The 23,358-nt window shown below is 63.3% G+C and carries 20 protein-coding genes; 12 read left to right on the top strand and 8 right to left on the bottom strand.

The window, feature by feature from the left end:
- The first annotated feature begins 13 nt into the window (after positions 1–13).
- The 5 genes from arsD to arsH are packed head-to-tail and all read left to right on the top strand — an operon-like array spanning position 14 to position 4,414.
- Positions 14–373, top strand: a complete 360-nt coding sequence (gene arsD / locus D769_RS06360; protein ID WP_008643208.1) for an arsenite efflux transporter metallochaperone ArsD — start codon at positions 14–16, stop codon at positions 371–373.
- Positions 374–386: 13 nt separating this feature from the next.
- The gene (gene arsA, locus D769_RS06355; RefSeq protein WP_008643205.1) at positions 387–2,153 is read left to right on the top strand and encodes an arsenical pump-driving ATPase; all 1,767 of its coding nucleotides are present in this window, start codon (positions 387–389) and stop codon (positions 2,151–2,153) included.
- Between the two features lie 29 nt (positions 2,154–2,182).
- Positions 2,183–3,262 carry an ACR3 family arsenite efflux transporter gene (arsB, locus tag D769_RS06350; RefSeq protein ID WP_021204056.1) on the top strand — a complete coding sequence of 360 codons (1,080 nt, stop codon included), beginning with the start codon at positions 2,183–2,185 and terminating at the stop codon, positions 3,260–3,262.
- Between the two features lie 14 nt (positions 3,263–3,276).
- On the top strand, positions 3,277–3,699 hold the full coding sequence (gene arsC, locus D769_RS06345; RefSeq protein ID WP_008643202.1) for an arsenate reductase (glutaredoxin): 423 nt from the start codon (positions 3,277–3,279) through the stop codon (positions 3,697–3,699).
- Positions 3,692–4,414 (top strand): arsenical resistance protein ArsH, encoded by a 723-nt coding sequence (gene arsH / locus D769_RS06340; protein ID WP_008643201.1) that lies wholly within the window; start codon positions 3,692–3,694, stop codon positions 4,412–4,414. The genes arsC and arsH overlap by 8 nt, the downstream gene beginning before the upstream one ends.
- A gap of 41 nt (positions 4,415–4,455) precedes the next feature.
- Here arsH and radC read toward each other — a convergent pair whose 3' ends face one another.
- The 3 genes from radC to D769_RS06325 all read right to left on the bottom strand — a co-directional run bounded on the left by radC (position 4,456) and on the right by D769_RS06325 (position 7,569).
- Complete coding sequence (gene radC / locus D769_RS06335) at positions 4,456–4,965, bottom strand: DNA repair protein RadC (protein ID WP_008643200.1); 510 nt, start codon at positions 4,963–4,965, stop codon at positions 4,456–4,458.
- 340 nt (positions 4,966–5,305) lie between these two features.
- Positions 5,306–6,370: a PDDEXK nuclease domain-containing protein gene (locus tag D769_RS06330; RefSeq protein WP_008643197.1), complete on the bottom strand. Its 1,065-nt coding sequence runs from the start codon at positions 6,368–6,370 to the stop codon at positions 5,306–5,308.
- Positions 6,367–7,569 carry a site-specific integrase gene (locus D769_RS06325; protein WP_008643195.1) on the bottom strand — a complete coding sequence of 401 codons (1,203 nt, stop codon included), beginning with the start codon at positions 7,567–7,569 and terminating at the stop codon, positions 6,367–6,369. The genes D769_RS06330 and D769_RS06325 overlap by 4 nt, the downstream gene beginning before the upstream one ends.
- Before the next feature lie 595 nt (positions 7,570–8,164).
- On the opposite strand from D769_RS06325, the gene D769_RS06320 reads away from it, so the two are divergent.
- Together D769_RS06320 and D769_RS06315 are read left to right on the top strand one after the other, a co-directional pair.
- Entirely contained in the window at positions 8,165–9,934 is a 1,770-nt protein-coding gene (locus D769_RS06320) for an EAL domain-containing protein (RefSeq protein WP_008643193.1), read from the top strand.
- Entirely contained in the window at positions 9,934–11,376 is a 1,443-nt protein-coding gene (locus tag D769_RS06315; protein ID WP_008643192.1) for an HDOD domain-containing protein, read from the top strand. The genes D769_RS06320 and D769_RS06315 overlap by 1 nt, the downstream gene beginning before the upstream one ends.
- Positions 11,377–11,395: 19 nt before the next feature.
- On the opposite strand, the gene D769_RS06310 is transcribed toward D769_RS06315, so the two are convergent.
- A complete protein-coding gene (locus tag D769_RS06310) occupies positions 11,396–12,046 on the bottom strand; it encodes a carbonic anhydrase (RefSeq protein WP_008643190.1) in 651 nt (216 codons plus the stop codon).
- 107 nt (positions 12,047–12,153) lie between these two features.
- Here D769_RS06310 and cynR point away from each other — a divergent pair, with 107 nt between their 5' ends.
- Positions 12,154–13,056, top strand: coding sequence for a transcriptional regulator CynR (gene cynR / locus D769_RS06305; protein ID WP_008643188.1), 903 nt, complete (start codon positions 12,154–12,156; stop codon positions 13,054–13,056).
- Here the strand turns inward: cynR and D769_RS06300 are convergent.
- Positions 13,025–14,344, bottom strand: coding sequence for an MFS transporter (locus tag D769_RS06300; protein WP_008643186.1), 1,320 nt, complete (start codon positions 14,342–14,344; stop codon positions 13,025–13,027). The two genes, cynR and D769_RS06300, sit on opposite strands and share 32 nt — an antisense overlap.
- A 149-nt stretch (positions 14,345–14,493) precedes the next feature.
- Here D769_RS06300 and cyoA point away from each other — a divergent pair, with 149 nt between their 5' ends.
- The 4 genes from cyoA to cyoD all read left to right on the top strand — a co-directional run bounded on the left by cyoA (position 14,494) and on the right by cyoD (position 18,702).
- A complete protein-coding gene (cyoA, locus tag D769_RS06295) occupies positions 14,494–15,543 on the top strand; it encodes a ubiquinol oxidase subunit II (protein ID WP_040010907.1) in 1,050 nt (349 codons plus the stop codon).
- 81 nt (positions 15,544–15,624) lie between these two features.
- Positions 15,625–17,628, top strand: a complete 2,004-nt coding sequence (cyoB, locus tag D769_RS06290) for a cytochrome o ubiquinol oxidase subunit I (RefSeq protein ID WP_008643182.1) — start codon at positions 15,625–15,627, stop codon at positions 17,626–17,628.
- Positions 17,621–18,277, top strand: a complete 657-nt coding sequence (cyoC, locus tag D769_RS06285) for a cytochrome o ubiquinol oxidase subunit III (protein WP_008643180.1) — start codon at positions 17,621–17,623, stop codon at positions 18,275–18,277. The genes cyoB and cyoC overlap by 8 nt, the downstream gene beginning before the upstream one ends.
- Positions 18,274–18,702, top strand: coding sequence for a cytochrome o ubiquinol oxidase subunit IV (gene cyoD / locus D769_RS06280; RefSeq protein ID WP_008643179.1), 429 nt, complete (start codon positions 18,274–18,276; stop codon positions 18,700–18,702). Before cyoC ends, cyoD begins: the two co-directional genes overlap by 4 nt.
- 18 nt (positions 18,703–18,720) lie before the next feature.
- Here cyoD and D769_RS06275 read toward each other — a convergent pair whose 3' ends face one another.
- The 3 genes from D769_RS06275 to D769_RS06265 all read right to left on the bottom strand — a co-directional run bounded on the left by D769_RS06275 (position 18,721) and on the right by D769_RS06265 (position 23,249).
- Positions 18,721–20,262, bottom strand: coding sequence for a methyl-accepting chemotaxis protein (locus tag D769_RS06275; protein WP_008643177.1), 1,542 nt, complete (start codon positions 20,260–20,262; stop codon positions 18,721–18,723).
- 270 nt (positions 20,263–20,532) lie between these two features.
- Positions 20,533–21,669 (bottom strand): hypothetical protein, encoded by a 1,137-nt coding sequence (locus tag D769_RS06270; protein ID WP_193750030.1) that lies wholly within the window; start codon positions 21,667–21,669, stop codon positions 20,533–20,535.
- Positions 21,670–21,998: 329 nt separating this feature from the next.
- Positions 21,999–23,249: an MFS transporter gene (locus tag D769_RS06265; protein ID WP_008643169.1), complete on the bottom strand. Its 1,251-nt coding sequence runs from the start codon at positions 23,247–23,249 to the stop codon at positions 21,999–22,001.
- Between the last annotated feature and the right edge of the window lie 109 nt (positions 23,250–23,358).

Here is a 23,358-nt window from a genome sequence, read left to right as displayed (position 1 = left end):
GAAAGGACACCCCATGCCAAGCATCCAGATTTTCGACCCGGCGCTATGTTGTAGCACCGGCGTATGTGGCGTTGAAGTGGATCAAAACTTGGTGAACTTCGCCGCCGATGTGGATTGGGCCAAGCAACACGGTGCTCAGGTCGAACGCTTCAACCTGGCACAGCAACCCCTCGCTTTCGCCGAAAACCCGACAGTGAAAGGCTTTTTACAACGCTCGGGCCAAGAGGCGCTGCCCCTGGTTCTGGTCGATGGTGAGGTGGCCTTGGCCGGTCGCTACCCCAGCCGAAGCGAATTGACCCGCTGGGCTGGCATCGAGGCGCCCGAAGCCTCGCCAGCCCAAAACGCCTGCTGCTCTGGCGGCCGCTGCTGCTGAACAAGGAGATCCCATGCACTTCCTGACCCAGCCGCCTCGCTTCCTGTTTTTCACCGGCAAAGGGGGCGTCGGCAAGACCTCCATCGCCTGCGCAACGGCCGTGCAACTGGCGACCCAGGGCAAGCGTGTGCTGCTCGTCAGTACCGACCCGGCTTCCAACGTGGGGCAGGTTTTCGGCGAACGCATCGGAAACCACATCACGATGATTGCCGCCGTGCCGAATCTATGGGCACTGGAAATCGACCCGCAGGCAGCCGCGCAAGCGTACCGTGACCGCATAGTCGGCCCAGTGCGAGGCGTGTTGCCCGATGCGGTAGTGGATGGCATCGAAGAATCCCTGTCGGGTGCCTGCACCACGGAAATCGCCGCCTTCGATGAGTTCACGGCCCTGCTGACCGATGCGGCGCTGACGCAGGATTACGCGCACATCATTTTCGACACAGCCCCTACCGGCCACACCATCCGCCTGCTGCAACTGCCGGGCGCATGGAGTGGCTTTCTGGAAGCAGGCAAAGGCGATGCGTCGTGCCTGGGGCCGCTGGCGGGCCTGGAAAAACAGCGCAGTCAGTACAAGGCTGCGGTAGAGGCGTTGGCCGATCCCTTGCGCACTCGTCTAGTGCTGGTTGCCCGTGCGCAGCGCCCCACGCTGCGCGAGGCGGCCCGCACCCATGAAGAACTGGCCGCTATCGGCCTGTCACAGCAACACCTGGTCATCAACGGCGTATTTCCTGCCAGCGAGGCCGAAACCGATACGCTTGCCGCTGCCATCTACGAAAAAGAGCAGGCTACGCTGGCCGCCATTCCGTCTGTCCTCCAGGCGTTGCCTCGGGATCAGATCGCGCTCAAGCCGTTCAACCTCGTGGGCCTCGACGCTCTGCGCCATCTGCTGGTCGATACCGACGCCACATATGGCGCCGATGCCATCGAGCTGCCCGACCAGATCAATGCGCCGGACTTATCCGCCCTGGTCGATGAAGTCGCTGCCGATGGGCACGGTCTGGTCATGGTGATGGGCAAAGGCGGCGTGGGCAAGACCACGCTGGCCGCTGCCATTGCCGTGGAGCTGGCGGGCCGGGGCCTGCCCGTGCATCTGACCACCTCCGACCCGGCTGCGCATCTGGCCGACACGCTGGAAGGTTCGCTTCCCAATCTGGCTCTCAGCCGCATCGACCCCCAGGAAGCCACGGCACGCTATCGCCAGCATGTGATGGACACCAAGGGCGCGCAGCTCGATGCCGAAGGCCGCGCCTTGCTGGAAGAAGACCTGCGCTCGCCCTGCACCGAGGAAATCGCGGTGTTCCAGGCATTCTCCCGTGCCATCCGCGAAGGGGGCAGAAAGTTCGTGGTGATGGACACCGCGCCCACAGGCCACACCTTGCTGCTGCTCGACGCCACCGGCGCATACCACCGCGACATCGCCCGGCAGATGGGTGAGACGGGCGTTCATTTCACGACGCCGATGATGCAGTTGCAAGATCCGAAGCAGACCAAGGTGCTCATTGTCACCCTGGCCGAAACCACGCCCGTGCTGGAAGCGGCCAACCTGCAAGACGACCTGCGCCGCGCGGGCATCGAGCCGTGGGCCTGGATCGTTAACAACAGCGTGGCGGCCGCACATCCGCATTCCCCGCTGCTGCGCCAGCGTGCACGCAACGAGTTGCGGGAAATCGACGCCGTGGCCACACAACATGCCCGACGCCATGCTGTCGTGCCGCTTCTGACCGAAGAGCCGGTGGGAGTGGAGCGTCTGCGGGCTTTGGCAAACAGGAAAACCTCATGAATCACGACAGCCCCCAAAGCGGGCATTCGATGCTGAACACGCCATCGCGCCTGTCCTTCCTAGATCGCTATCTCACCGTCTGGATTTTCGCCGCGATGGCGCTGGGTGTTGCATTGGGTACGTTCTTCGACGGTTTGCCCGATGCGCTCAATGCGCTCTCGATCGGCACGACCAACGTCCCGATCGCCATCGGCCTGATCCTGATGATGTACCCGCCGCTGGCCAAGGTGCGCTACGAGACGCTACACGAGGTCTTCGCCGACCGGCGCGTGCTGTTGCTGTCACTGGTGCAAAACTGGATCATCGGGCCGGTGCTGATGTTCGTGCTGGCGGTGATTTTCCTACGCGACCAGCCGGAATACATGACCGGCCTGATCCTGATTGGACTGGCACGCTGCATCGCTATGGTGCTTGTGTGGAACCAGTTGGCGCGTGGTGATAACCAGTATGTCGCGGGCCTGGTCGCCTTCAATTCGATCTTCCAGATCCTGTTCTTCTCGACCTATGCCTGGTTCTTCCTGTCGGTGCTGCCGCCTGTGTTCGGCCTGCAAGGCAGCGTCATTGACGTGGGCTTTTGGACGATCACCGAGGCGGTACTGATTTACCTGGGCATCCCGTTCCTGGCCGGCTACCTGACCCGGCGCTCGCTGATTCGACGCAAGGGCCAGGACTGGTACGAGCGTGCATTCCTGCCGCGGATCAGTCCCATCACGCTGGCGGCGCTACTGTTCACCATCGTGGCCATGTTTAGCCTCAAAGGTGCCGACGTGGTGCGCCTGCCGATGGACGCGCTAAAGATTGCCGTGCCGCTGACACTCTACTTCGTGATCCAGTTCCTCATCAGTTTCTTTATGGGCCGGCTGATCCAGGCCGACTACCCACGCACCACCGCCATCGCCTTCACTGCCGCAGGCAACAACTTCGAGCTGGCCATCGCCGTGGCTATTGCGTCGTTCGGCCTGGCTTCGCCTGTCGCCTTCACCACGGTGATCGGGCCGCTGGTGGAAGTGCCGGTGCTCATCCTGCTGGTGCATGTCGCCTTGCGGTTGGGCCGCCGGTGGCGGCTCAAGGGCGCCAGCATGTATTCCGCCAACCCCACGAATCCCTGAACCGAGGCAATGGCATGAGCCAGATCACCATCTATCACAACCCCGACTGCGGTACGTCGCACAACGTGCTGGGCTTGATTCGCAACAGCGGCGAAGAGCCGACCATCATCGAATACTTGAAAACACCGCCCGACCGCGAGACGCTGAAAACGCTGATCGCTGCGATGGGTGTGCCAGTGCGTGCGGTGCTGCGCGAGAAAGGCACACCTTATGCGGAATTGGGCCTGGATGATTCCAAATGGAGCGACGAACATTTAATCGACTTCATGCTCCAGCACCCCATCCTCATCAACCGCCCCATCGTGGTCTCGCCGCTGGGCGCACTGCTGTGCAGACCTTCGGAAGCGGTGCTGGACATCCTGCCCCAGCCGCAGCGCGGTGCATTCAGCAAGGAAGACGGCGAAGCCGTCGTGAATGCGGAAGGCCGCCGTGTCTGAATCCAGAATCGACCTACCCAATATCGACACCGCGCTGTTCCAGCAACCCGATGCCCAGCGGTTAATGGCACCCGAGCGTGCCACCCACGCGCCGCGCTTCCTGCTGCTCTATGGCTCGCTGCGCGAACGCTCGTTCAGCCGCCTGGCTGCTGAAGAAGCGGCACACATCCTGAGCGCGCTCGGCGGCGAGACACGGATGTTCAACCCCTCGGGCCTGCCGTTGGTGGATGACGCGCCTCACGATCACCCAAAGGTCAGGGAACTGCACGAACTGGTGCAATGGGCCGAAAGCATGGTGTGGAGTTCGCCCGAGCGCCACGGTGCCATGACCGGCTTGATGAAGACCCAAATAGACTGGATTCCTCTGTCGGTCGGCGCGGTGCGCCCGACACAGGGCAAGACGTTGGCGGTGATGCAGGTGTCGGGTGGATCGCAGTCCTTCAACGCCGTTAACCAAATGCGCGTGTTGGGCCGCTGGATGCGGATGCTGACCGTCCCAAACCAGTCTTCGGTCGCCAAGGCATACCAGGAGTTCGATGAAGCGGGACGCATGAAGCCCTCGGCCTATTACGACCGCATCGTGGATGTGATGGAAGAGCTGATGAAGTTCACGCTGCTCACGCGCGACGTGGCGCCATATCTGGTAGATCGCTACAGCGAACGCAAGGAAAGCGCCGAAGCCCTGAGCCGGCGCGTCAATCAAGCAGCGATCTGAGAGCCGCCATCGCAGCAAAATGGGGGCCGAAGCCCCCTCGGTCAAATCAGACCGCGTTCGGCGAAGGATATGGTGCTGCCACCCGCCACGATGATGTGATCCAGCGTGCGGACATCCACCAGCGCCAGCGCCTCCCTGAGCCGCTGGGTCAGTACCTTGTCGGCGCCGCTCGGTTCGGGGTTGCCGCTCGGATGGTTGTGCGAAACGATGACCGCTGCCGCATTGAGCCGCAGCGCCTCCTTGACCAGCTCGCGTGGATACACCGATGCACTGTCGATGGTGCCTCGGAAAAGCTCGCTGTATTCGATCAGGCGATGCTGCGTATCCAAGAACAGCACAGCGAAGACTTCATGCTCGAAACCAGCCAACTTGGCGCTCAGGTACTCCTTGACCGCCACCGGCGAACTGAACGACGCACCGCGCTGCATCTTGTACTCGATGGCCTGGCGCGCGGCCTCCAGAATTTGGTCGGCCGTCGCCAGCAGGTAGCGGCCCTGTGCATCGCGCACCATCAGCGAGGCATCGAACGAGGAAAAGGACAGTTGCGACATGATCGTGCTCCGGTTGCTCGGGCGGAATTGCCCGGAACCGTGGCCAGCACGGCGCAGCGCAAGCAGTCAGGGGTCGCAGACGGCCGCCAGGACGCAAGCGTGCATGGCACGCGCCGCCCTTGACGGCGAGAACGCCGTGATACGGTGAAGGGAACAGCAAGACCGCCCACACCCCGCCCACTGCACACTGTCGTCTTTTGGGCAAGCGAAGCACGCAGGCCCGAGAGGGCCGGAGGCGTCAGGGGTCAAAGCCGGATGGCCGCGATTCGGCACGAAGCGCGGGGCGCAGCCCGCGAACCCGACGGCGGCACGCCGGGACGCCCGACTGCTTGGGGCAGGGCTACTCGTTGTCGGTCTTGCGCTGCTCGATCTGCAACTGCGCCCGCTGCGTTGCCTGTTGTAGCCGCTCCACCAGCACGCCCCTCGGCGGCAAGGCGGTCAGGTACTCGGCGACGTGGATGCCCGACTTGTCCAGCTCCAGCAATTCGATCTGCTCGCGCTTTTTGCCGGTGCAAAGGATGATTCCCAGCGGCGAGGCTTCCTCCGGCTCCCGTTCGTGCTTGTCCAGCCAGCGAAGGTAAAGCTCCATCTGTCCCTTGAAAGCCGCCTTGAACTCGCCGACCTTCAACTCCACTGCCACCAGCCGCCGCAGTTTGCGGTTGTAGAACAGCAAGTCAAGGTGGAAATCTTCGCCGTCAATTTGGATGCGCTTCTGCCGAGCCACGAAGCTGAAACCTGCGCCCAGCTCCAACAGGAAGGATTCCATTTCGCGGATGATCGCCGCCTCCAAGTCGCCTTCCTGCCATGTGTCCCGCAGTCCCAGGAAGTCGAGGATGTACGGGTCACGCATGACCAGGGCGGGCGACATGCGCTGCGCATCGCGCATCGTCGCCAGCTCCTGCGCGATCGTCTCGCCCGGCTTTTGGGACAGTACCGTGCGCTCGTACAGCATCGAGTCGATGCGCTCGCGCAGCGTGCGCACGCTCCAGCGCTCGGCGCTCGCCATCTGCGCGTAGTAGTCCCGCTGGAGCGGGTCTTTCAGCGGGATCAGGGCAATGAAGTGCGTCCAGCTCAATTCTCGTATCAGTGATACGAGAATCTGCTCGTCGGGGAAGGTGGTGGCGAACTGCACCATGCGGCGCAGGTTTTGCTCGGCAAAGCTGCTGCCGTACTCCTTCACCAACTGCGCCGCCAGGGTAGGCAAGACTTCCTTGCCATAAGCGCCCCGGCGCCCGTCCAAGACCTGCGTGTGGATGCGCTGGCCGATGCGCCAGTAGAGCATCGTCAGCTCGCTATTCACCGTCGAGGCGGCGTGCTTACGCGCCGCCTCGATCAGTGCCCGAATGTCGCCCAGCAGCGCCGACGGCGCTGCGGGCGATGCCACAGATGACCGGCGCCTGGTCATGCTGTCGCCTCCGCAGGAGGCTGCTTGGCGCCGGTAATCGCCTTGCGCCGGTTCGCCACCAGTTCGGCCGCCTCGCGCACTGGATCGTCCTCGGTGTGGACATAGCGCATGAACATCACGACGGTCTTGTGCGCCGTCAGCGCCATGCCGACCTTGACCGGGATACCTGAATTGGCAATGTCGGTCGCAGAGCGATGGCGGATGCCATGCGTCCCCACGTGCGTCGCACCCGCCGCCTTGAGCACGCGGCACCAGCCGCCGTAATATTCGCCTGTGGTCAGGTGCTGCGCCGGATGGCGTGGCGACGGCAGCACATAGGGATTGCCTTCCTGTCTCGGTGCCGTCGAAAGCAGCCGGTAGGCTTCCTCGCTCATGGGCTTGGACATGCCGCCGGTCTTGCTGTCGGGCCAGACGACGCGCCGATTCTCCAGATCGACCCATTCCCATTCGAGCGTGACGATTTCGGAGCGGCGGGCGGCGAACTCGAATTGCAGGCGAATCGCCAGAGGGATGACGTAGTTCTCAAGCCCTTCGACCTCGATCTTGTCGAGCTGCCGGAACAGCTTGCCCATGTCGTCGTCGCTGATGAGATGGGTGGACTTGCCGGCAGGGAACATCGGGACATGGCGGCAAGGATTGGTGCCGTCTGGCCGATAGCCCCACACCTCCGCCATGTTGAACATCTTGCGCAGGATGCTGAACGCCTTGTTCGCCTCGGTCTGCTTGTATGAAAGTTTCTCCATCAGCCCGGCAACGTCCGGCCGCTTCACGTCGTGAACCTTCTTGCGGCCCAGCAGCGGGATGATGCAGCGGTCGATGACGCCTTGATAGCCGACTCGGGTGCTGGGCTTGTTGCGCTTCTTGGAGTAGTCCTCCATGAACTTCTTGCACAATTCCTCAACGGTGGGTGCCTGGCGTGCCTCGGCCTTGTCCGCTGCCGGATCGCCGCCCCGGCGCACCTGGGCCAGCCATTCCTGCGCCAGCGAGCGGGCCTGTTCAACGGTCAGCTCGCCGAACAGGCCCAGGGCCGGCTTGCGTCGCTCGCCGGCGTTGGTTCGGTACTGGAGCATGAACACCTTGCGACCGGCCGGCGTAATCTTGCACAGGAAGCCGGGAACAAGGGTATCGCGCAGCTCGATGGCTTGCGCTTGGGGTTGTGCCGCATCTACTGCGGACTTGGTGAGCTTGATCTTAGCCATGATGACTCCTCGGAAAGACCCGATTCCCAGGAGCCTCGTAGGAGCCAGTAGAAGGGAAGCCGGGTCAAGTTTCAGAAAGCACCGGCATATGTTGAACTCGCCTAAGTCATTGATAAACTTGCTGTATATGGCTGTGGCGTAGTCCAGCAAAGTGCGGTACTGGAGTCATCCTGAAATAAAAAAACCCGCCTCGTTGGGCGGGTTATTGATGTCTGTTTCGGACGCGCGCTAACCCACCATTCTCGGAATGGTGCGAATAATCGCGGCGATGCGGATGGCGAAACTGGACATGGGAATGAGTGTCACGGATTTCCCACGACTATGTCAATCCCGACACAAGCCTGGCCTTCAACTGGCGATGCGCGTGTTGTAGTCGTGCCCACTGTCATCAGCCCCCTCCCGCGTCACACTCAGCCCGATGTCGGCTCGTATTAGAATCGCCGATGTCATTCATATGACGGCGGCAGCACCAGAGGTCATGTTCCGGGCACGGGTTAGCCACGGACTGGCGTTACCGCGGGTATCCAACCCTAAAGATCACAAGAAACCAACCGATATCAGCCATGCGCCCATTGGGCTCAGGGCTGAAAGATACATGACCGCGTTCGCATACGATGTTGCTCTGGCACCGGAGCCTGCCGATCGCAGGCGGCCTGATGCCGGCCCTGCCTACGGCGAGGCCCTGGCGTTGCTGGAGGCCTCCGGCGCGCTGGCCATGCGCGTGGACATGCAGGGACGCATCCTCGAAGCGACCGAAGCCACCGCCGAACTGCTGGTCTATCCGCGCGAATACCTGCTGCGCACCTCGATCCTCGACATCATCGCGCTGGAGTCCCGCGAACGCGTGGCCATGCTGCTGACGTGCTGCGCGCAGGACCAGGCCATGCGCCGCGAGCGCGTGCGCGTGGCCGGCGGTATCGGCGGGCCCAACTGGCTCGATCTGCGCGTGAGCTACCACCGCGATGCCGACGATGCGCCGAGCCTGCTGCTGTTCGGCCAAGACATCACGCATTGGGTAGAGTCGGAGCGAGACCTGACCGAGCGTGCCTTCCTGGATCCGTTGACCGGTGTCGGCAACCGCGCCTACATCGGCAAGCGGATCGAGGAATACACGTCCGGCCGCCGCGCGGGCCAGCCGTTCGCGGTTGCCCTGATGGATCTGGACGGCTTCAAGAACGTCAACGACTCGCTCGGCCACGAATTTGGCGATGCGCTGCTCAAGGAAGTGGGCACGCGCCTGCAGGACACCGTCCGCACGCGCCAAAGCGTGGCGCGGCTGGGTGGCGACGAATTCGTACTGATGCTCGATGACATGGAGTCCGAGGCGGACGCCATCCGGGTCCTCGAGCGCGTGATCCATGTCTGCCGCCAGCCCTTCCTGCTGGGCGGCTGCCAGGTGCGCATCACCACCAGCATCGGCCTGGCCTTCTCGAACGGTTCGGCGCAATCGGAGTCGCAATGGCTGCGCCGCGCGGACCTGGCGATGTACGAGGCGAAGGCGCTCGGCAAGAACCGTTACTGCATCTACTCGCCTGAACTGGATCGCCGCCTGGACGAACAGTTCCAGATCGAGCAGAGCATGTTCGAAGCGGTGCAGAACGGCGAGTTCCTGCTGCACTACCAGCCGATCGTCTGGCCTGGCAGCGGTGAAGTCTGCGCCGTGGAAGCACTGATGCGCTGGGAGCACGCTGGCCGCGATATCCGGCCCGATGTGTTCATTCCCGTCGCCGAGAAGAACGGTCTGATCAAGCACCTTGGCGCCTGGGCGCTGCGCTGCGCCTGCGCGCAGCTCGCCGCCTGGGATGCGCTGGGTATCCATGTAGGCCATATGTCGGTCAACGTGTCAGCCGTGCAGTTCCTGCATCCGGGCTTCTTCGACAGTGTCCGCAATGCGATCCAGGAATCGGGCATCGGCGCCGACCGGCTACTGCTGGAAATCACCGAAAGCGCGCTGATGACCGATCCGAAGGCGGCCGAGGAACTGCTCCTTTCGCTGCGTGCGCTCGGCATCCGCTTCGCCGTCGATGATTTCGGCACCGGCTATTCGAGCCTGTCGTATCTGCGCCGCTTTCCGCTGTCGGCCCTCAAGGTCGACCGCAGCTTCGTCGCCGACATGGTCGATTCACCGCACGCGCGGACCATCGTGTCGGCCGTGCTGTCGCTGGCACGCGAACTTGGTCTCGTCGCCATTGCCGAGGGCGTCGAAACCGATGCCCAAAACAAGCTGTTGGCCGCGCAGGGCTGCAACCTTGTGCAGGGATGGCTCTTTGCGCGCGCCGTCGCCGCCGCCGATTTCGAGAGCGCCGTGATCGACGGCAGGTTCGTGGTCGGCGAGGACGAAGTCTTCGCGCCACGGGTGTCCTGATGTCCAAGTCCGATTTCTTCGAGACCTTGTGGGCACGGATGGCGCAGCAGGGAGACTTCCCGACGCTCCAGTACTGTGTCGACAACATCTTCAAGACGCTCAACGCCGACCTCACCGTCGGCGAGATGGCCACGAGCGTGCTGTCGGATTTCAGCCTGTCGCAGAAGGTGATCCGGCTCGCCAATTCGGCCATGTACCGATCATTCGGCGGCGAGGTGACCACCGTCTCGCGCGCGATCCTCGTTCTGGGCGTGGAGGCGATCAGCCACCTGACGCTCGGCATCCAGCTGCTCGACTACTTCCACGGCGTGGCGCCGAATCGCCCGCAGGCCACGCGTGCGTTGCAACGCGCGCTGGTGGCCGGCGAGATCACGCGGGCGCTGAGCCAGGCACGCGGCATCAACGAGGGCGAGGAAGCCGTCGTCTGCACGCTGATGCACCATATGAGCCGGCTGCTCATCGTGTTCTATTTCCCCGAAGAATGGGAGCGCGTAGAGGCCATGTGCGCCGCGCATCCGATGACGGAGAACGAGGCCTGCCAGGAAGTGCTCGGTGTGTCGATGGTGGAGATCGCCGAGGCGGCCGCGCGCAAATGGCGGCTCCCGGGTCTGATCGCGCACGCCATGAAGCCGCGCGCGCTGTCCACGGATACCGTGCTGGAAACCCATGCCGACTGGCTCGCCGCCATCGCGCAGGTCTCCGCACAGGCCGCGGCCACGATGGTGCGCGACGGCAATCAGGCATCGGTCGAGGCCTTGCTGCTGTCCCATGCGAAGGTGCTCGGCCTGGACGCCAGCGACGTCTCCGTGGCCGTGCGCCAGGCCGAGGTGCTCAATGCGTCGATCGTCGAATCCGAATCGCCGGCGCAGGATGCGGCAACACTTGCCCACGGCGCGCGCCCGGACAACGTCCTGGAGCGACTACGGCAAGGCATCGCCGAGGTGCAGCGCGAAGGCGCGGGCCGGACGGTATCGCAACTGGCGCCGATGGTGCTGGAATCGTCGATGCGCGCGCTGGACTTCTCGCGCTGTTTCCTGATGATGCTGAACCCCTCGACACGGCACTTTCACGCGCGGCTGGGCTTCGGCGAGGGAATGCGTGAAAGGCTGTCCGCGCTGTCTTTCGAAGAAGGCTTCGTGCCCGACGTGTTCCACTTTGCCGCGCTGGCGTCCAAGCCGCTGCTGGTGGAGGACACGACCGACGCCGAAGTGGCGCGCCGTCTGCCACGGTGGTATCGCGATGCGATTCCCGACGCGCGGTCGATCCTGCTGGCACCGGTGAGAATCCGCAATCGCTGCATCGCCATGGTCTATGGTGACTGGGGCACCGCCCGCGCGCCCGCCGGCCTGGGCGAGGCCGAGCTAGAGACCGTCGATGAGCTGATGCGCGAAATCGCCGCAGGCGTGCTGCGCGCGGCGCCTGCGCAATCGCCCTCGCGCTGATACCTGCCAAACCCTGGCGTCAGGCAGCCCGCTCCAGCGTGGCGGTGACATCAGGCTGTTCCCGCAGCGGCACGAACTTCCCCGTACGTCCCTCGAGGGCATCGATCTCACCGGTTTCGATGTCGTAGACCCAGCCATGCAGGTCGACACGCCCTTCGGCCAGCGCCTGCGCCACCGACGGATGCGTCCGCAGGTGGTCAAGCTGCTCGATCACGTTCTCACGCACCATGTCGTCCACCCGTGCCCGGTCTGATGCGTGCGGACGGGCCAGACTGATCCGCCGGGCGCCGCTGGCATGTTCGAGCCACTCCTCGACGGCGGGCATGTGGTCCAGGCATTGGCAGGTGGCCACGGCCGTCATGGCCCCGCAATCGGAATGGCCACAGATCACGATGTCGCGCACCTTGAGCCCCGCCACCGCGTATTCGACGCTGGCGGACACGCCGCCGGGCTGCACCGCATAGGCCGGGACGATATTGCCGGCGTTGCGGATCACGAACAGCTCCCCGGGCTCGCATTGCGTCAGCAACGCCGGCACGACGCGGCTGTCCGAACACGCGATGAACAACGTCTTGGGATTCTGCTGCGTGGCCAGGTGCTTGAACAGCGCCGACCGCTTCGGGAATTCTTCCCGCTGGAACTTCAGAATGCCCTGGATCAGATCTTTCACGCCGACGCCTCCATCGTCACTGGATGGCTCCAGCATGGCGGCGATCAGCTATTGGGTCAAAGACCGGTTTATTATCCTCACCATCGGCAATACCAATAGTTACCACCATGCTGCTGCGCCACGTTCGCTATTTCCTGGCCGTCGCCGACGCCGGCAACTTCACCCGGGCGGCCGAGGCGCTGCATGTCTCGCAGCCGACACTGTCGCAGCAGATCCGCCAGCTCGAGGAATCACTCGGCGCGCCGCTGTTCGATCGCAGCGGCCGCACCGTGCGACTGACTGACGCCGGCGAGGCGTACTACGTGCACGCACGCCGCGCGTTGCAGGACCTCGAAGCGGGGCGACGCGCCATCCATGACGTGGGAGAACTCACGCGCGGCAACCTCCGGCTGGCGATCACGCCGACGTTCACGCCCTATCTGGTGGCGCCGCTGATCGTGGCGTTCAACTCGGCGTATCCGAATATCACACTGAGTCTGCGCGAAATGCCGCAAGAGCGCGTGGAACCGTTGCTGGCCGATGACGAGGTCGATATCGGCATCGCCTTCGACGATATCCACCTGCCCGACCTGGACGCCACACCGTTGATGGAGGAACCGCTGGCCTACATGGTCGGCGCCACACACGCGCTGGCACGGCGACGCACGGCACTGCGCGCCGACGTGCTCGCGGCGCAGTCCATGGCCATGCTGACGCGGGAATTTGCCACGCGGGGCTATATCGCCCGCTACTTCGGGGCGTTAGGGATCGAGCCGCGCATCACCTTCGAGGCCAACTCGGTCAGCGCCGTGCTTGACGCCGTGCGCAGCGGACGCCACGCCACGGTGCTGCCGGCGGCCATTGCCGCCGGACATCCGGATCTGCGCGTCCTCAAGCTGGAACTACCGCTGCCACCGCGCCATGCCGCGCTACTGCAACGGCGTGGCGCCTATCGCACCGCCGCGGCGCGCGCGTTCGTGGCATTTGCGCTTGATGAGGTCAGTCGTCGGGGGTCCCCAGCGCACGGTTGATCCGCAGCGCCACCAGCGTTCCCACCACTCCTGACAGCAGATACAGACTAACCGCGACCAGACCGAACAGCGACGACAGTCCCAGCGCCACCAGTGGCGCAAACGCGGCGCCGAACAGCCACGCGAAATCGGTCGTCAGCGCGGCGCCCGTATAGCGATAGCGGGTCTCGAAGTTCGACGTCACCACGCCGGCCGCCTGCCCATACGACAACCCCAGCAGACCGAAGCCGATCAGGATGAACAGGTTCTGACCGGTCGCGCCGCCATCGAGCAGCCACGGACTGAACAGGCTAAAGATGCCAATCAACACGGCCATTGTCGCCAACGTGGTACGCCGGCCGATGCGGTCGGCAAGCCATCCGGAGATCAACGTGCCGATGAACGCAATGACCGCACCCACGATCTGGACCGCGAGCACGTCTGTGATGTTCTGCGTCTTGTGCAGGCTCACCCATGACAGCGGAAACACGGTGACGAGGTGGAACAGCGCATAGCTGGCCAGCGCCGCGAACGCGCCGAGGAAGATGTTGAAGCCCTGCGCATTGACCATCTGCAGCGTGCTGATCGGCTCGAGTTCATCCTCCTCGAGCAGTCGGGTGTATTCATGCGTGACCACCAGGCGCAGCCGCGCGAACAGCGCCACCACGTTGATGGCGAAGGCCACATAGAACGGATACCGCCACCCCCAATCGATGAACTCTTCCGGCGTCAGGCTCGAGCGCAGGAACAGGAACAACGCACCCGCCACGATGAAGCCAGTCGGCGCGCCAAGCTGCCCCACCATCGCGTACCACCCGCGCTTGTTTTCCGGCGCATTAAGCGCCAGCAGCGACGGCAGGCCATCCCACGAACCGCCAAACGCAATGCCCTGCAGGAAGCGGAACAGCGCCAGCAGGTAGATGGCCGAACTGCCGATCGACGCGTATGACGGCAGGAACGCGATACCCACCGTGGCAGTGCCGAGCAAGAACAGCGAGGCCGTCAGCTTGATGCCGCGGCCCCAGCGTCGCTGGATTCGCATGAACAGCGTCGTCCCGAACGGCCGTCCGATGAATGCGAAGGAGAAGATCGCGAAGCTGTAGAGCAGACCGGCCAGCTCGCTCGCGAACGGGAAGTAGACCGATGGGAAGACGAGCACCGAGGCGATGCCGTACGTGAAGAAGTCGAAGTATTCGGAGGCGCGCCCGATCACCACGCCTGTGGCGATCTCGGCTGGCGCCACGTCATGATGACCGGGAGCCGGAGGTGCAGTGGGCGACGCGCGATGCTGGTGGGACAGACTGGCCATCGTGGAGTCTCCTTGATGTGCGAGAGGAGGATGTCGTACTGCACTTAAAGTCCCGCAATCACAAGAATAGCGCCTAAACTGCAACTGGAAATCGAAAGATCGTTGGGGCCACCCCAATGCGACGTTAACCAGACGCCACTTCCGAGACCATGCCACGCTTCGATGCAGCAGTGACACCCATCAGGGTGACGGGAAGGTTGCTTTTGCGTTGTACCGCAATCGCGCTATTGGCGAGTCTGGCCGGGTGCAATGCTGTGCTGCTTTCGCCATCCGGCGATATGGCCATGCGCCAGCGTGACCTGATCATCATCGCCACATGTCTGATGCTGCTGATCATCATCCCGGTGATCTTCCTCACGTTGCTGTTCGCGTGGCGATACCGAGAGAGCGCCCCCGATTCCCCGTACAACCCCGAGTGGGACCACTCCACGGTGCTCGAACTGGCGATCTGGGCCGCACCGCTGCTGATCATCATCGCGCTCGGCGCGGTGACCTGGGTCAGCACCCATCAGCTCGATCCCTACCGGCCACTGACACGGCTCGACGAAGGTCGCCCCGTTTCCGCCGAGGTGAAACCGCTCACGGTGGAAGTCGTGGCGCTGGACTGGAAGTGGCTGTTCCTGTATCCCGAACAAGGCATTGCCACGGTGAACGAACTGGCCGCGCCGGTCGATCGCCCGATCGCCTTCCGGATCACCGCCACCTCGGTGATGAACGCCTTCTTTGTGCCTTCGCTGGCCGGCATGGTCTACGCCATGCCTGGCATGGAAACCAAGCTCCATGCAGTGATCAACAAACCCGGCGTCTATGACGGCTTCTCGTCCAACTACAGTGGCGCGGGCTTCTCGCATATGCGGTTCAAGTTCCACGGCATGTCGGGCGAGGACTTCGATCGCTGGATCGCGCAGGCCAAGTCATCGGGCAGCACCCTGTCGAAGGACGTCTACCTGAAGCTGGCCCAGCCCAGCGAACGTGAGCCGGTGCAGCGCTATGCGAGCGTGGCGCCCGAGCTCTACGACCTGATCCTGAACCGTTGCGTGGATGGCGGCGCCTGCATGGCCGACACCATGGCGCTCGATCGCAGCCGCGGCAAGTTCGACCCGTCCGGCGAAATCTGCACGGCAAGCAACACACCGGTCGATTCGCCGCTGTTTGCGCCGGACGTCGTGCTCAACGACGGTAGACGACTGCTGCGGTGAAGCGGGGATTCGCCCTCATTTTTCCGGTTCCCGCCAATCTTCATCGGTCAATTTTGGCCAACACAGGCCCAGGTGACAAACATGCCCGAGCGCTCCGAACTCGCCAACCTGATTTTCGGCCGACTGTCATGGGAGGCCATTCCCTACCATGAGCCGATCCTTATCGCCACCTTCGCCGCCGTGGCGATAGGCGGACTGGCACTGGTGGCGCTGCTGACGTACTTCCGCGCGTGGGGCTATCTCTGGCGAGAGTGGTTCACCAGCATCGACCACAAGAAGATCGGCATCATGTACATCGTGCTGGGCATCGTGATGCTGCTGCGCGGCTTTGCCGACGCAGTCATGATGCGAATGCAGCAGGCCGTAGCATTCGGCGACAACGCCGGGTTCCTGCCACCTCACCACTACGACCAGATCTTCACCGCGCACGGCGTGATCATGATCTTCTTCGTGGCCATGCCGCTGGTCACCGGGCTGATGAACTTCGTCATGCCGCTGCAGATCGGCGCGCGCGACGTGGCATTCCCGTTCCTCAACAACTTCAGCTTCTGGATGACCACTGGCGGCGCGATTCTGGTCATGATGTCGCTGTTCGTAGGCGAATTCGCGCGCACCGGCTGGCTGGCCTATCCTCCGCTGTCGGGCATCCTCCACAGTCCCGACGTTGGCGTGGATTACTACATATGGGCGCTACAGATAGCGGGGGTGGGGACGCTGTTATCAGGGATCAACCTGCTGGTCACCATCGTCAAGATGCGCGCCCCTGGCATGACGCTGATGCGGATGCCGATCTTCACGTGGACGTCGCTGTGCACGAACGTGCTGATCATCGCCGCCTTCCCGGTACTGACCGCCGCGCTGGCGCTGCTGGCGCTGGATCGCTACGCCGGCACGAACTTCTTCACGGCCGATCAGGGCGGCAGCGCGATGATGTACGTGAACCTGATCTGGATCTGGGGTCACCCCGAGGTCTACATCCTGGTATTGCCGGTATTCGGCGTGTTCTCGGAAGTGGTGGCCACGTTCGCGCGCAAGCGCCTGTTCGGCTACGCGTCGATGGTCTATGCGACGGTGGTGATCACCGTGCTCTCCTACCTGGTCTGGCTGCACCACTTCTTCACGATGGGCTCCGGCGCCAGCGTCAACTCGTTCTTCGGGATCACGACGATGATCATCTCGATTCCGACCGGCGCCAAGATCTTCAACTGGCTGTTCACGATGTACCACGGCAAGATCCGCTTCGAGCCACCGATGCTGTGGACGGTCGGCTTCATGGTCACATTCGTGATCGGCGGCATGACCGGCGTGCTGCTGGCGGTGCCTCCGGCGGACTTCTCGCTGCACAACAGCCTGTTCCTGATCGCCCACTTCCATAACGTGATCATCGGCGGCGTGCTGTTCGGGCTGATGGCCGGCATCACGTACTGGTTCCCCAAGGCATTCGGCTATCGCCTGGTGTCATCGTGGGGCAAGGCGTCGTTCTGGTTCTGGTTCGTCGGCTTCTACTTCGCGTTCATGCCGCTGTACTGGCTCGGCCTGCTCGGCGTGACCCGCCGTATGAACCATTTCGACGATCCGTCGCTGCAGATCTGGTTCCAGATCGCCGCGTTCGGCGCGCTGCTGATCGCCATCGGCATCGCCTGCTTCCTGATCCAGCTCGTGGTGAGCTTCATGCGCCGCGAGGAGCTTCGCGACACCACCGGCGACCCTTGGGGCGGCCGCACGCTCGAGTGGTCGACCTCGTCGCCGCCGCCTCAGTACAACTTCGCATTCACGCCGGTCGTGCACGACACCGATGCCTGGTGGCACATGAAACACAACGGCTTCCAGCGACCGGAGCAGGGCTTCATCCCGATCCACATGCCGAAGGGCACGGCGGCCGGCATCGTACTGGCCGGGCTCTCCACGATATGCGGCTTCGCGTTGATCTGGCACATCTGGTGGCTGGTCATCGCGTCGTTCGCGGCCACGATCATTACAGCGATCATCCATACCTTCAACTACAAGCGCGACTACTACATTTCGGCAGAGCAGGTGGTCCGGACTGAAGCGGCGCGCACCCAACTGATGGCCGGCCATGGTTGACACGACCCTACCCCTGCACGCGCACGGCACGGCCGATGCGGACCAAGCGCCCCCCGGCGGCTATCAGTTCTACCTGACCGAGGAGGTACATCCTCAGAACGGCACGCTGCTCGGGTTCTGGCTCTACCTGATGAGCGACTGCCTGATATTCGCGTGCCTGTTCGCCGCCTACGGGGTGCTGGGGCGCGAGTACGCGGGGGGACCGAGCGGCGCCGAGCTGTTCGAGCTGCCACTGGTGGCGCTGAACACCTCGTTCCTGCTGATATCGTCGATCACGTATGGCTTCGCCATGCTGCAGATGCAGCAGAACCGTGTCGCCAGCACGCAGATCTGGCTGGCCATCACCGGCGTGTTCGGCGCGGCGTTCCTCACGGTGGAACTCTACGAGTTCGCGCACCTGATCCATGAGGGAGCCGGCCCGCAACGCAGCGCTTTCCTGACGTCGTTCTTTTCGCTGGTGGGCACGCACGGGCTGCACGTGACGTTCGGCATCATCTGGCTGATCGTCCTGATGACGCAGGTGGCGCGGCACGGACTGATCACGGCGAACAAGCGCAGGCTGATGTGCCTGTCGATGTTCTGGCACTTTCTCGACGTCGTGTGGATCGGCGTCTTTACCTTTGTCTACCTGATGGGGTCGCTGCCATGAGCGCGCAAGACCACGCGATGGACGGCCACGGGCATGGCCACGAGCACGAAGAGGAAGTGGGGCCGCACGCCACGCTGGGTGGCTATCTGACGGGCTTCGTGCTGTCGGTGTTCCTGACAGCGGTGCCGTTCTGGCTGGTGATGGGCAAGGTGTTCGAAAAATCGTCCACCACCGCCATCGCCATCCTGCTGATCGGTGCGGTGCAAATCGTGGTGCACATGATCTACTTCCTGCACATGAACGCCAAGTCGGAAGGCGGCTGGAACATGCTTTCCCTGATGTTCACGCTGACACTGGTCGTGATCACGCTGACCGGATCGCTATGGGTGATGTTCCACCTGAACAGCAACATGATGCCGCAGATGCGGCACACGCAGCAGGCAGCGGAATCGGGTGGCACGATCGTGCCACCCAGAACCAAATAGCGAGATAGCCGGGGGACGTCAGGCGGCCAGGCGGAACGTCGCCACCGCTTCCTTGAGCCGCTGGGCCTGCTCTTCGAGCGATCCCGCGGCCGCCGCGGCCTGTTCCACCAGCGCCGCGTTCTGCTGCGTGACGGTGTCCATCTGCGTCACGGCCTGATTGACCTGCTCGATGCCGGCGCTCTGCTCGACCGACGCCGCGCTGATTTCGCCCATGATGTCGGTCACGCGCTTCACCGCGCTGACGATCTCTTCCATCGTCTGGCCAGCCTGCGCCACCAGTTGCGAGCCACGTTCGACGCGATCGGCGGAATCTCCGATCAATGACTTGATCTCCTTGGCCGCCGTCGCGCTGCGCTGCGCGAGGCTGCGCACCTCACCCGCCACTACGGCAAAGCCCCGGCCCTGTTCCCCGGCGCGCGCGGCTTCAACTGCCGCGTTCAGCGCCAGGATGTTGGTCTGGAACGCGATGCCTTCGATCACCGAGATGATCTCGACCACCTTGCGTGAGGCGGCATTGATCTCGTCCATCGTGTGCACCACCTGACCCACCACCTCACCGCCTTGCGTGGCCACGTCGGAGGCATTGACCGCCAGGCCGCTGGCCTGCTTCGCGCTGTCGGCGTTCTGGCGCACGATGCTGGTCAGTTCCTCCATGCTCGACGCGGTCTCCTGCAGCGACGATGCCTGCTCTTCCGTCCGTTGCGAAAGGTCGGTATTGCCGGCGGCAATCTGGCTCGTGCCGGTGGCAATCGCCTCGGTGCCTTTGCGCACTTCCTTGACGATGCCAAGGATGTTCTCGTTCATCTCGCGCAGCGCTGCCAGGAGCTGGCCGGTTTCGTCACGGCTGTCCACGTCGATGCGGCCGGTCAGGTCGCCAGCAGCCACGGTCCGGGCAAAGCCAACGGCACGATGCAACGGGCGCGTGATGCCGATGGTGAGCCACCATGCGAATGCCACACCAATTGCCAATGCGATCACGCCAAGCGCGATCAAACCATTGCGCGCGCTCTCGTAGATCCGGTTGATCTCTTCGGCCGTGGCGTCGATGGACGCGCGCTGGATGTCCAGCAGCTTCTGGATCTCAGCCAGGTAGGCATCACCGGCCGGCACGAACTCGTTCTCCAGCACCTTGACGGCATCCTCGGCCTGTCCTTCCTGCTTAAGCTTGGCGATCTTGTCGCGCGACTCGTTGTAGGGATTGCGTACGACCAGAATGCGCTCGAAGGACGCCTTTTCCGCGTCGGACGTCAGCATCGGCTTTATCTTGTCGCGCATCGCGGCAATCGTCTCGGCCGAGGTCTTGGTCTCTGCGGCGAAGAACTGGCCAAGCGAGGGATCGCTGCTGCGCGTGATGGCCGTGGTACGGCGCACGCTGGCGTACATCAGGCGATACCAGTCGCTGACGATGCGCTCCTTGGCGAGCGGCTGCTGCATCATCGCGTGCGTGCGGCCCGCGACATCTTCCAGACGCAGCACGCCCAGAACCGTCATGAATGTGGACAACAGCAAGACCACGCCGAAGCCGATGCCAAGGCGTACACCAATACCAAGATTCTTCATGCCTTCTTCTACCTGATTGACTGGTTGGCGGCTGACTGACCGCGCCCGGTGGCGGCCGATCACTGCTTTGCCTGCGGCGCAACTGGGTATGCGCTCGAACGGACATGGGGAAAGCTAACGGCAGTCAGTACCGGAACTTGAGAGAAATCAGGGATTATGCGAATTGCGGGCGCAATGCACCCGCGCTGGCGAATGGCAATAAAGCCGTGACGGCTGGCAGCAAGTCCGGCGGTCACGGCTTTGGGTCCTCGGGGTGGACACACGAAACGACTACTGAACCGTCAGGGCTCCGGTCCCATTGCAGCTCAGGCTGAGCTGGTTGCCAAAGTACTGGTCTGCACCTACCGATCCGAGAGCCATGTTGGCGGTCGGATAGTTCGTACCCGAGGTCGCGGCAAAGCCTGCGATCGGGGCAATCGACTTACCACCATCCGGGCCGAGTTGCGCAATGAGCGTCGTCGTGCCGGCAGCGTTGCACTTCACCTTGATCGCCACACCGTAGCTGCCGCCATTGTCGGATTGCCGGTCGCTGCCAGGCGTATAGAGCGACTGCCCGCCGATCGGCTTGCCGGCTTCCGTCCGGATGTCCAGGAGGCTGTTGCCTGTCTCGACAATCGCGTAGTAGCTGTTGTCGAACGGAATCGTGCTGCCACTGGCATCCACCTGGTGCGTGATGGCCGTACCGTTCTCGTCGGCAACCACAACGTAGAGATGGTAGTAGCCATCCTGGTCCACAGTCAGCCCACTGCCATTGCAGGCAGGATAGTCACAGATGTACGCCGACTGCATGACACCACGAAGATAGAGCGACACATCCGCGTTCTGACCCGGCTGAAGCAACGCCGCCGTTTCTCCCTGCGCCAGCACATAGCCTTCATTGTTCGGGATGCAGGGATCGCTCGACGCGCATGGCCCATTGACCTGGACGGCGCCGATCTTGTGCGTGCCGGGCACGGTGGCGTAGGTGGCGGCAATCGTGGCAACGGGCTGATTGCGGACATAGCTGATGGTCGACTGATACGAGAAACTGCCGCCGTTGGCGAGATTCGCGCTGCCGCTCGGTCCGGGGCCGGACGGCAGGTTTGCGGTTGGGAATGCCGCAACCTGTACGCCATCAAAGAACACCTTCACGTATCCATTGCTACCGCCGTCGACAAAGGTCGGCTTGAGCGTCGTGCCGGACTGGCTGCCCAAGGCCGTCGGCGTTCGCACGGTATTGCCGTCGCCATTCTTCAAGGGAATGCTCATCGTGACGGAGCCAGTAGCCGTTGGCTGCTGGGAAGTCGTTTGCGTGCCGGCTGTACTGGCGCTGCCACTACTGCTGCTGCCACCGCTGCCATCGCCTCCGCAGGCCGCGACGCAGAGCAATGCGGCAAGGGACAGATAACCGATCGTGTTCATTCTCATGGCTCGTTCTTTCTCCAGAAGCAGGACTTCTTGGTGTTGTCGCTCGCGATTTGAGCGAGCCCTGCTCTGCAATCGGTGTGCCAATCTGGTGCATGTCCGTGCGGATTTCCCGGAAACGGCGATGCCATGCGCGTTTCCGGCCGGAACACGCAATGTCTGAACATTGTCCGTAGGGTGATTTTTCAGCGATGCCGTGTTACGACGTTACGTAACGCGGTGTTGGGATTGACCCTGAATTGCCAAATGAATGGGCATGCACGCGCGAGCGCGTCGCCATGTTCAAACGCATGACGCCACGCTAACGAGGGGGAGCGCCATGCGCGAGTCCACTACGACTTCGCAGCGGGCGCGGATATAGGGCTGAAGTAGTACGGCACCAGTGAGAGCGCCACCACCACCACGGCGGAGAGAAAGATCGCCGAGTAGGTATGGGCCACGGGCCAGTCGCGCAGATGACCGACGTTGGCAATCAGGCCGAATCCCCACGACGTGAGCGCCGAGCCCAGGAACACGAACGTGTTGAGCAGACCGAGACCCCGGCCACGCGCAGGCGCGGGAATCAACGCACGCCCTTGCGCCATCACCAGCGGATGGAGCATGCCGATCGTCGACAGCAGCGCCATCATGCCAACGCCGCTGGCCACCCCTGCATCGGGCCAGATCGTCAGCGCGATACCACCGGCGGTCGCCAGGCATCCCCATATGCCAATCGCCGCCTTGAGCGAACTGCGGCGGACAAGCACCGGCAACGCAAACGCGGTGAGAAAGCCTGCCAGGCTCAGCAGCATCAGCGCCATCCCGCGCGTGCCGGCCTGGAGGCCGAACACATCGGCCAGATACGGACCGCTCCATGCATTACGAAAACCGGTGCCGGCGGACATCGCCACGCATAGCGGAATCAGCGTCCATAGCGGCCAGTATCCGAGCAGCTTGCCGCTCTCGACCAGCATCGCGCTCATGGGCGCCTGACGCGCCTGCTCGTGACCGTCATCACGAACAAAACGCCATACGCCGTAGCACGCGACCACCATGCAGACCGCCGCAAGTGCCATGGCGGGGCGCCAGCCGACATGCTGCGAAGCCCAGCCCAGCGGGGCCGTGGCGCAAAGTGCCCCGATCATGCCCAGCGCATTCGAGCGGCTGCCCACACGCATGTACTGTCGCTCCGAAAGCTGTTCCGACGCATAGTGCAGCAGGCCCATGAACACCGGCGCGCAGGCCAGCCCAAGGCCCATCTGCACCAGCATGGCCATGCCAGCATTGGGCGCGACCACGAAACCGATTGCCGACACGGCGCCGACACCGAGCAGCACGGCCGTGGGGCGGCCTACGCCGTAGCGGTCGAAGGCGATGCCTACGGGGATCTGCGCGACGGCGAAAGCGAGGAAGAAGCAGGAAGATAGCGCGCCAAATCCCGCCGGGGACAGTCCGAAGTCATGCTGCAGTTCGGGCGCGATAACGGCGAGGCAGCTTCGATAGAACTGACTCAGGATGAATGCGAACGTCAGCAGGGCGATGCCTCGCGACGTGTTTGTCTCCGCGGCTGCGGCGGTGCTTTCCTGGTGGAAAGTCGTATTCACTTTTGTCTCTTGCTGGAGGGGCTCGCGGGCTATTCTACGCGGGCGCGTCCCTTGTAAGACGTCAGACGAAATGGTCGGCGGAAACAAAGCGGCGAATATCGGCCATTTG

Origin of the sequence: Cupriavidus sp. HMR-1 (genome assembly GCF_000319775.1) — a bacterium.
Taxonomy (GTDB): domain Bacteria; phylum Pseudomonadota; class Gammaproteobacteria; order Burkholderiales; family Burkholderiaceae; genus Cupriavidus; species Cupriavidus metallidurans.
The sequence above is the reverse complement of the archived record's forward strand: the minus strand, read 5'-3'. Positions and strand labels throughout refer to the sequence as shown.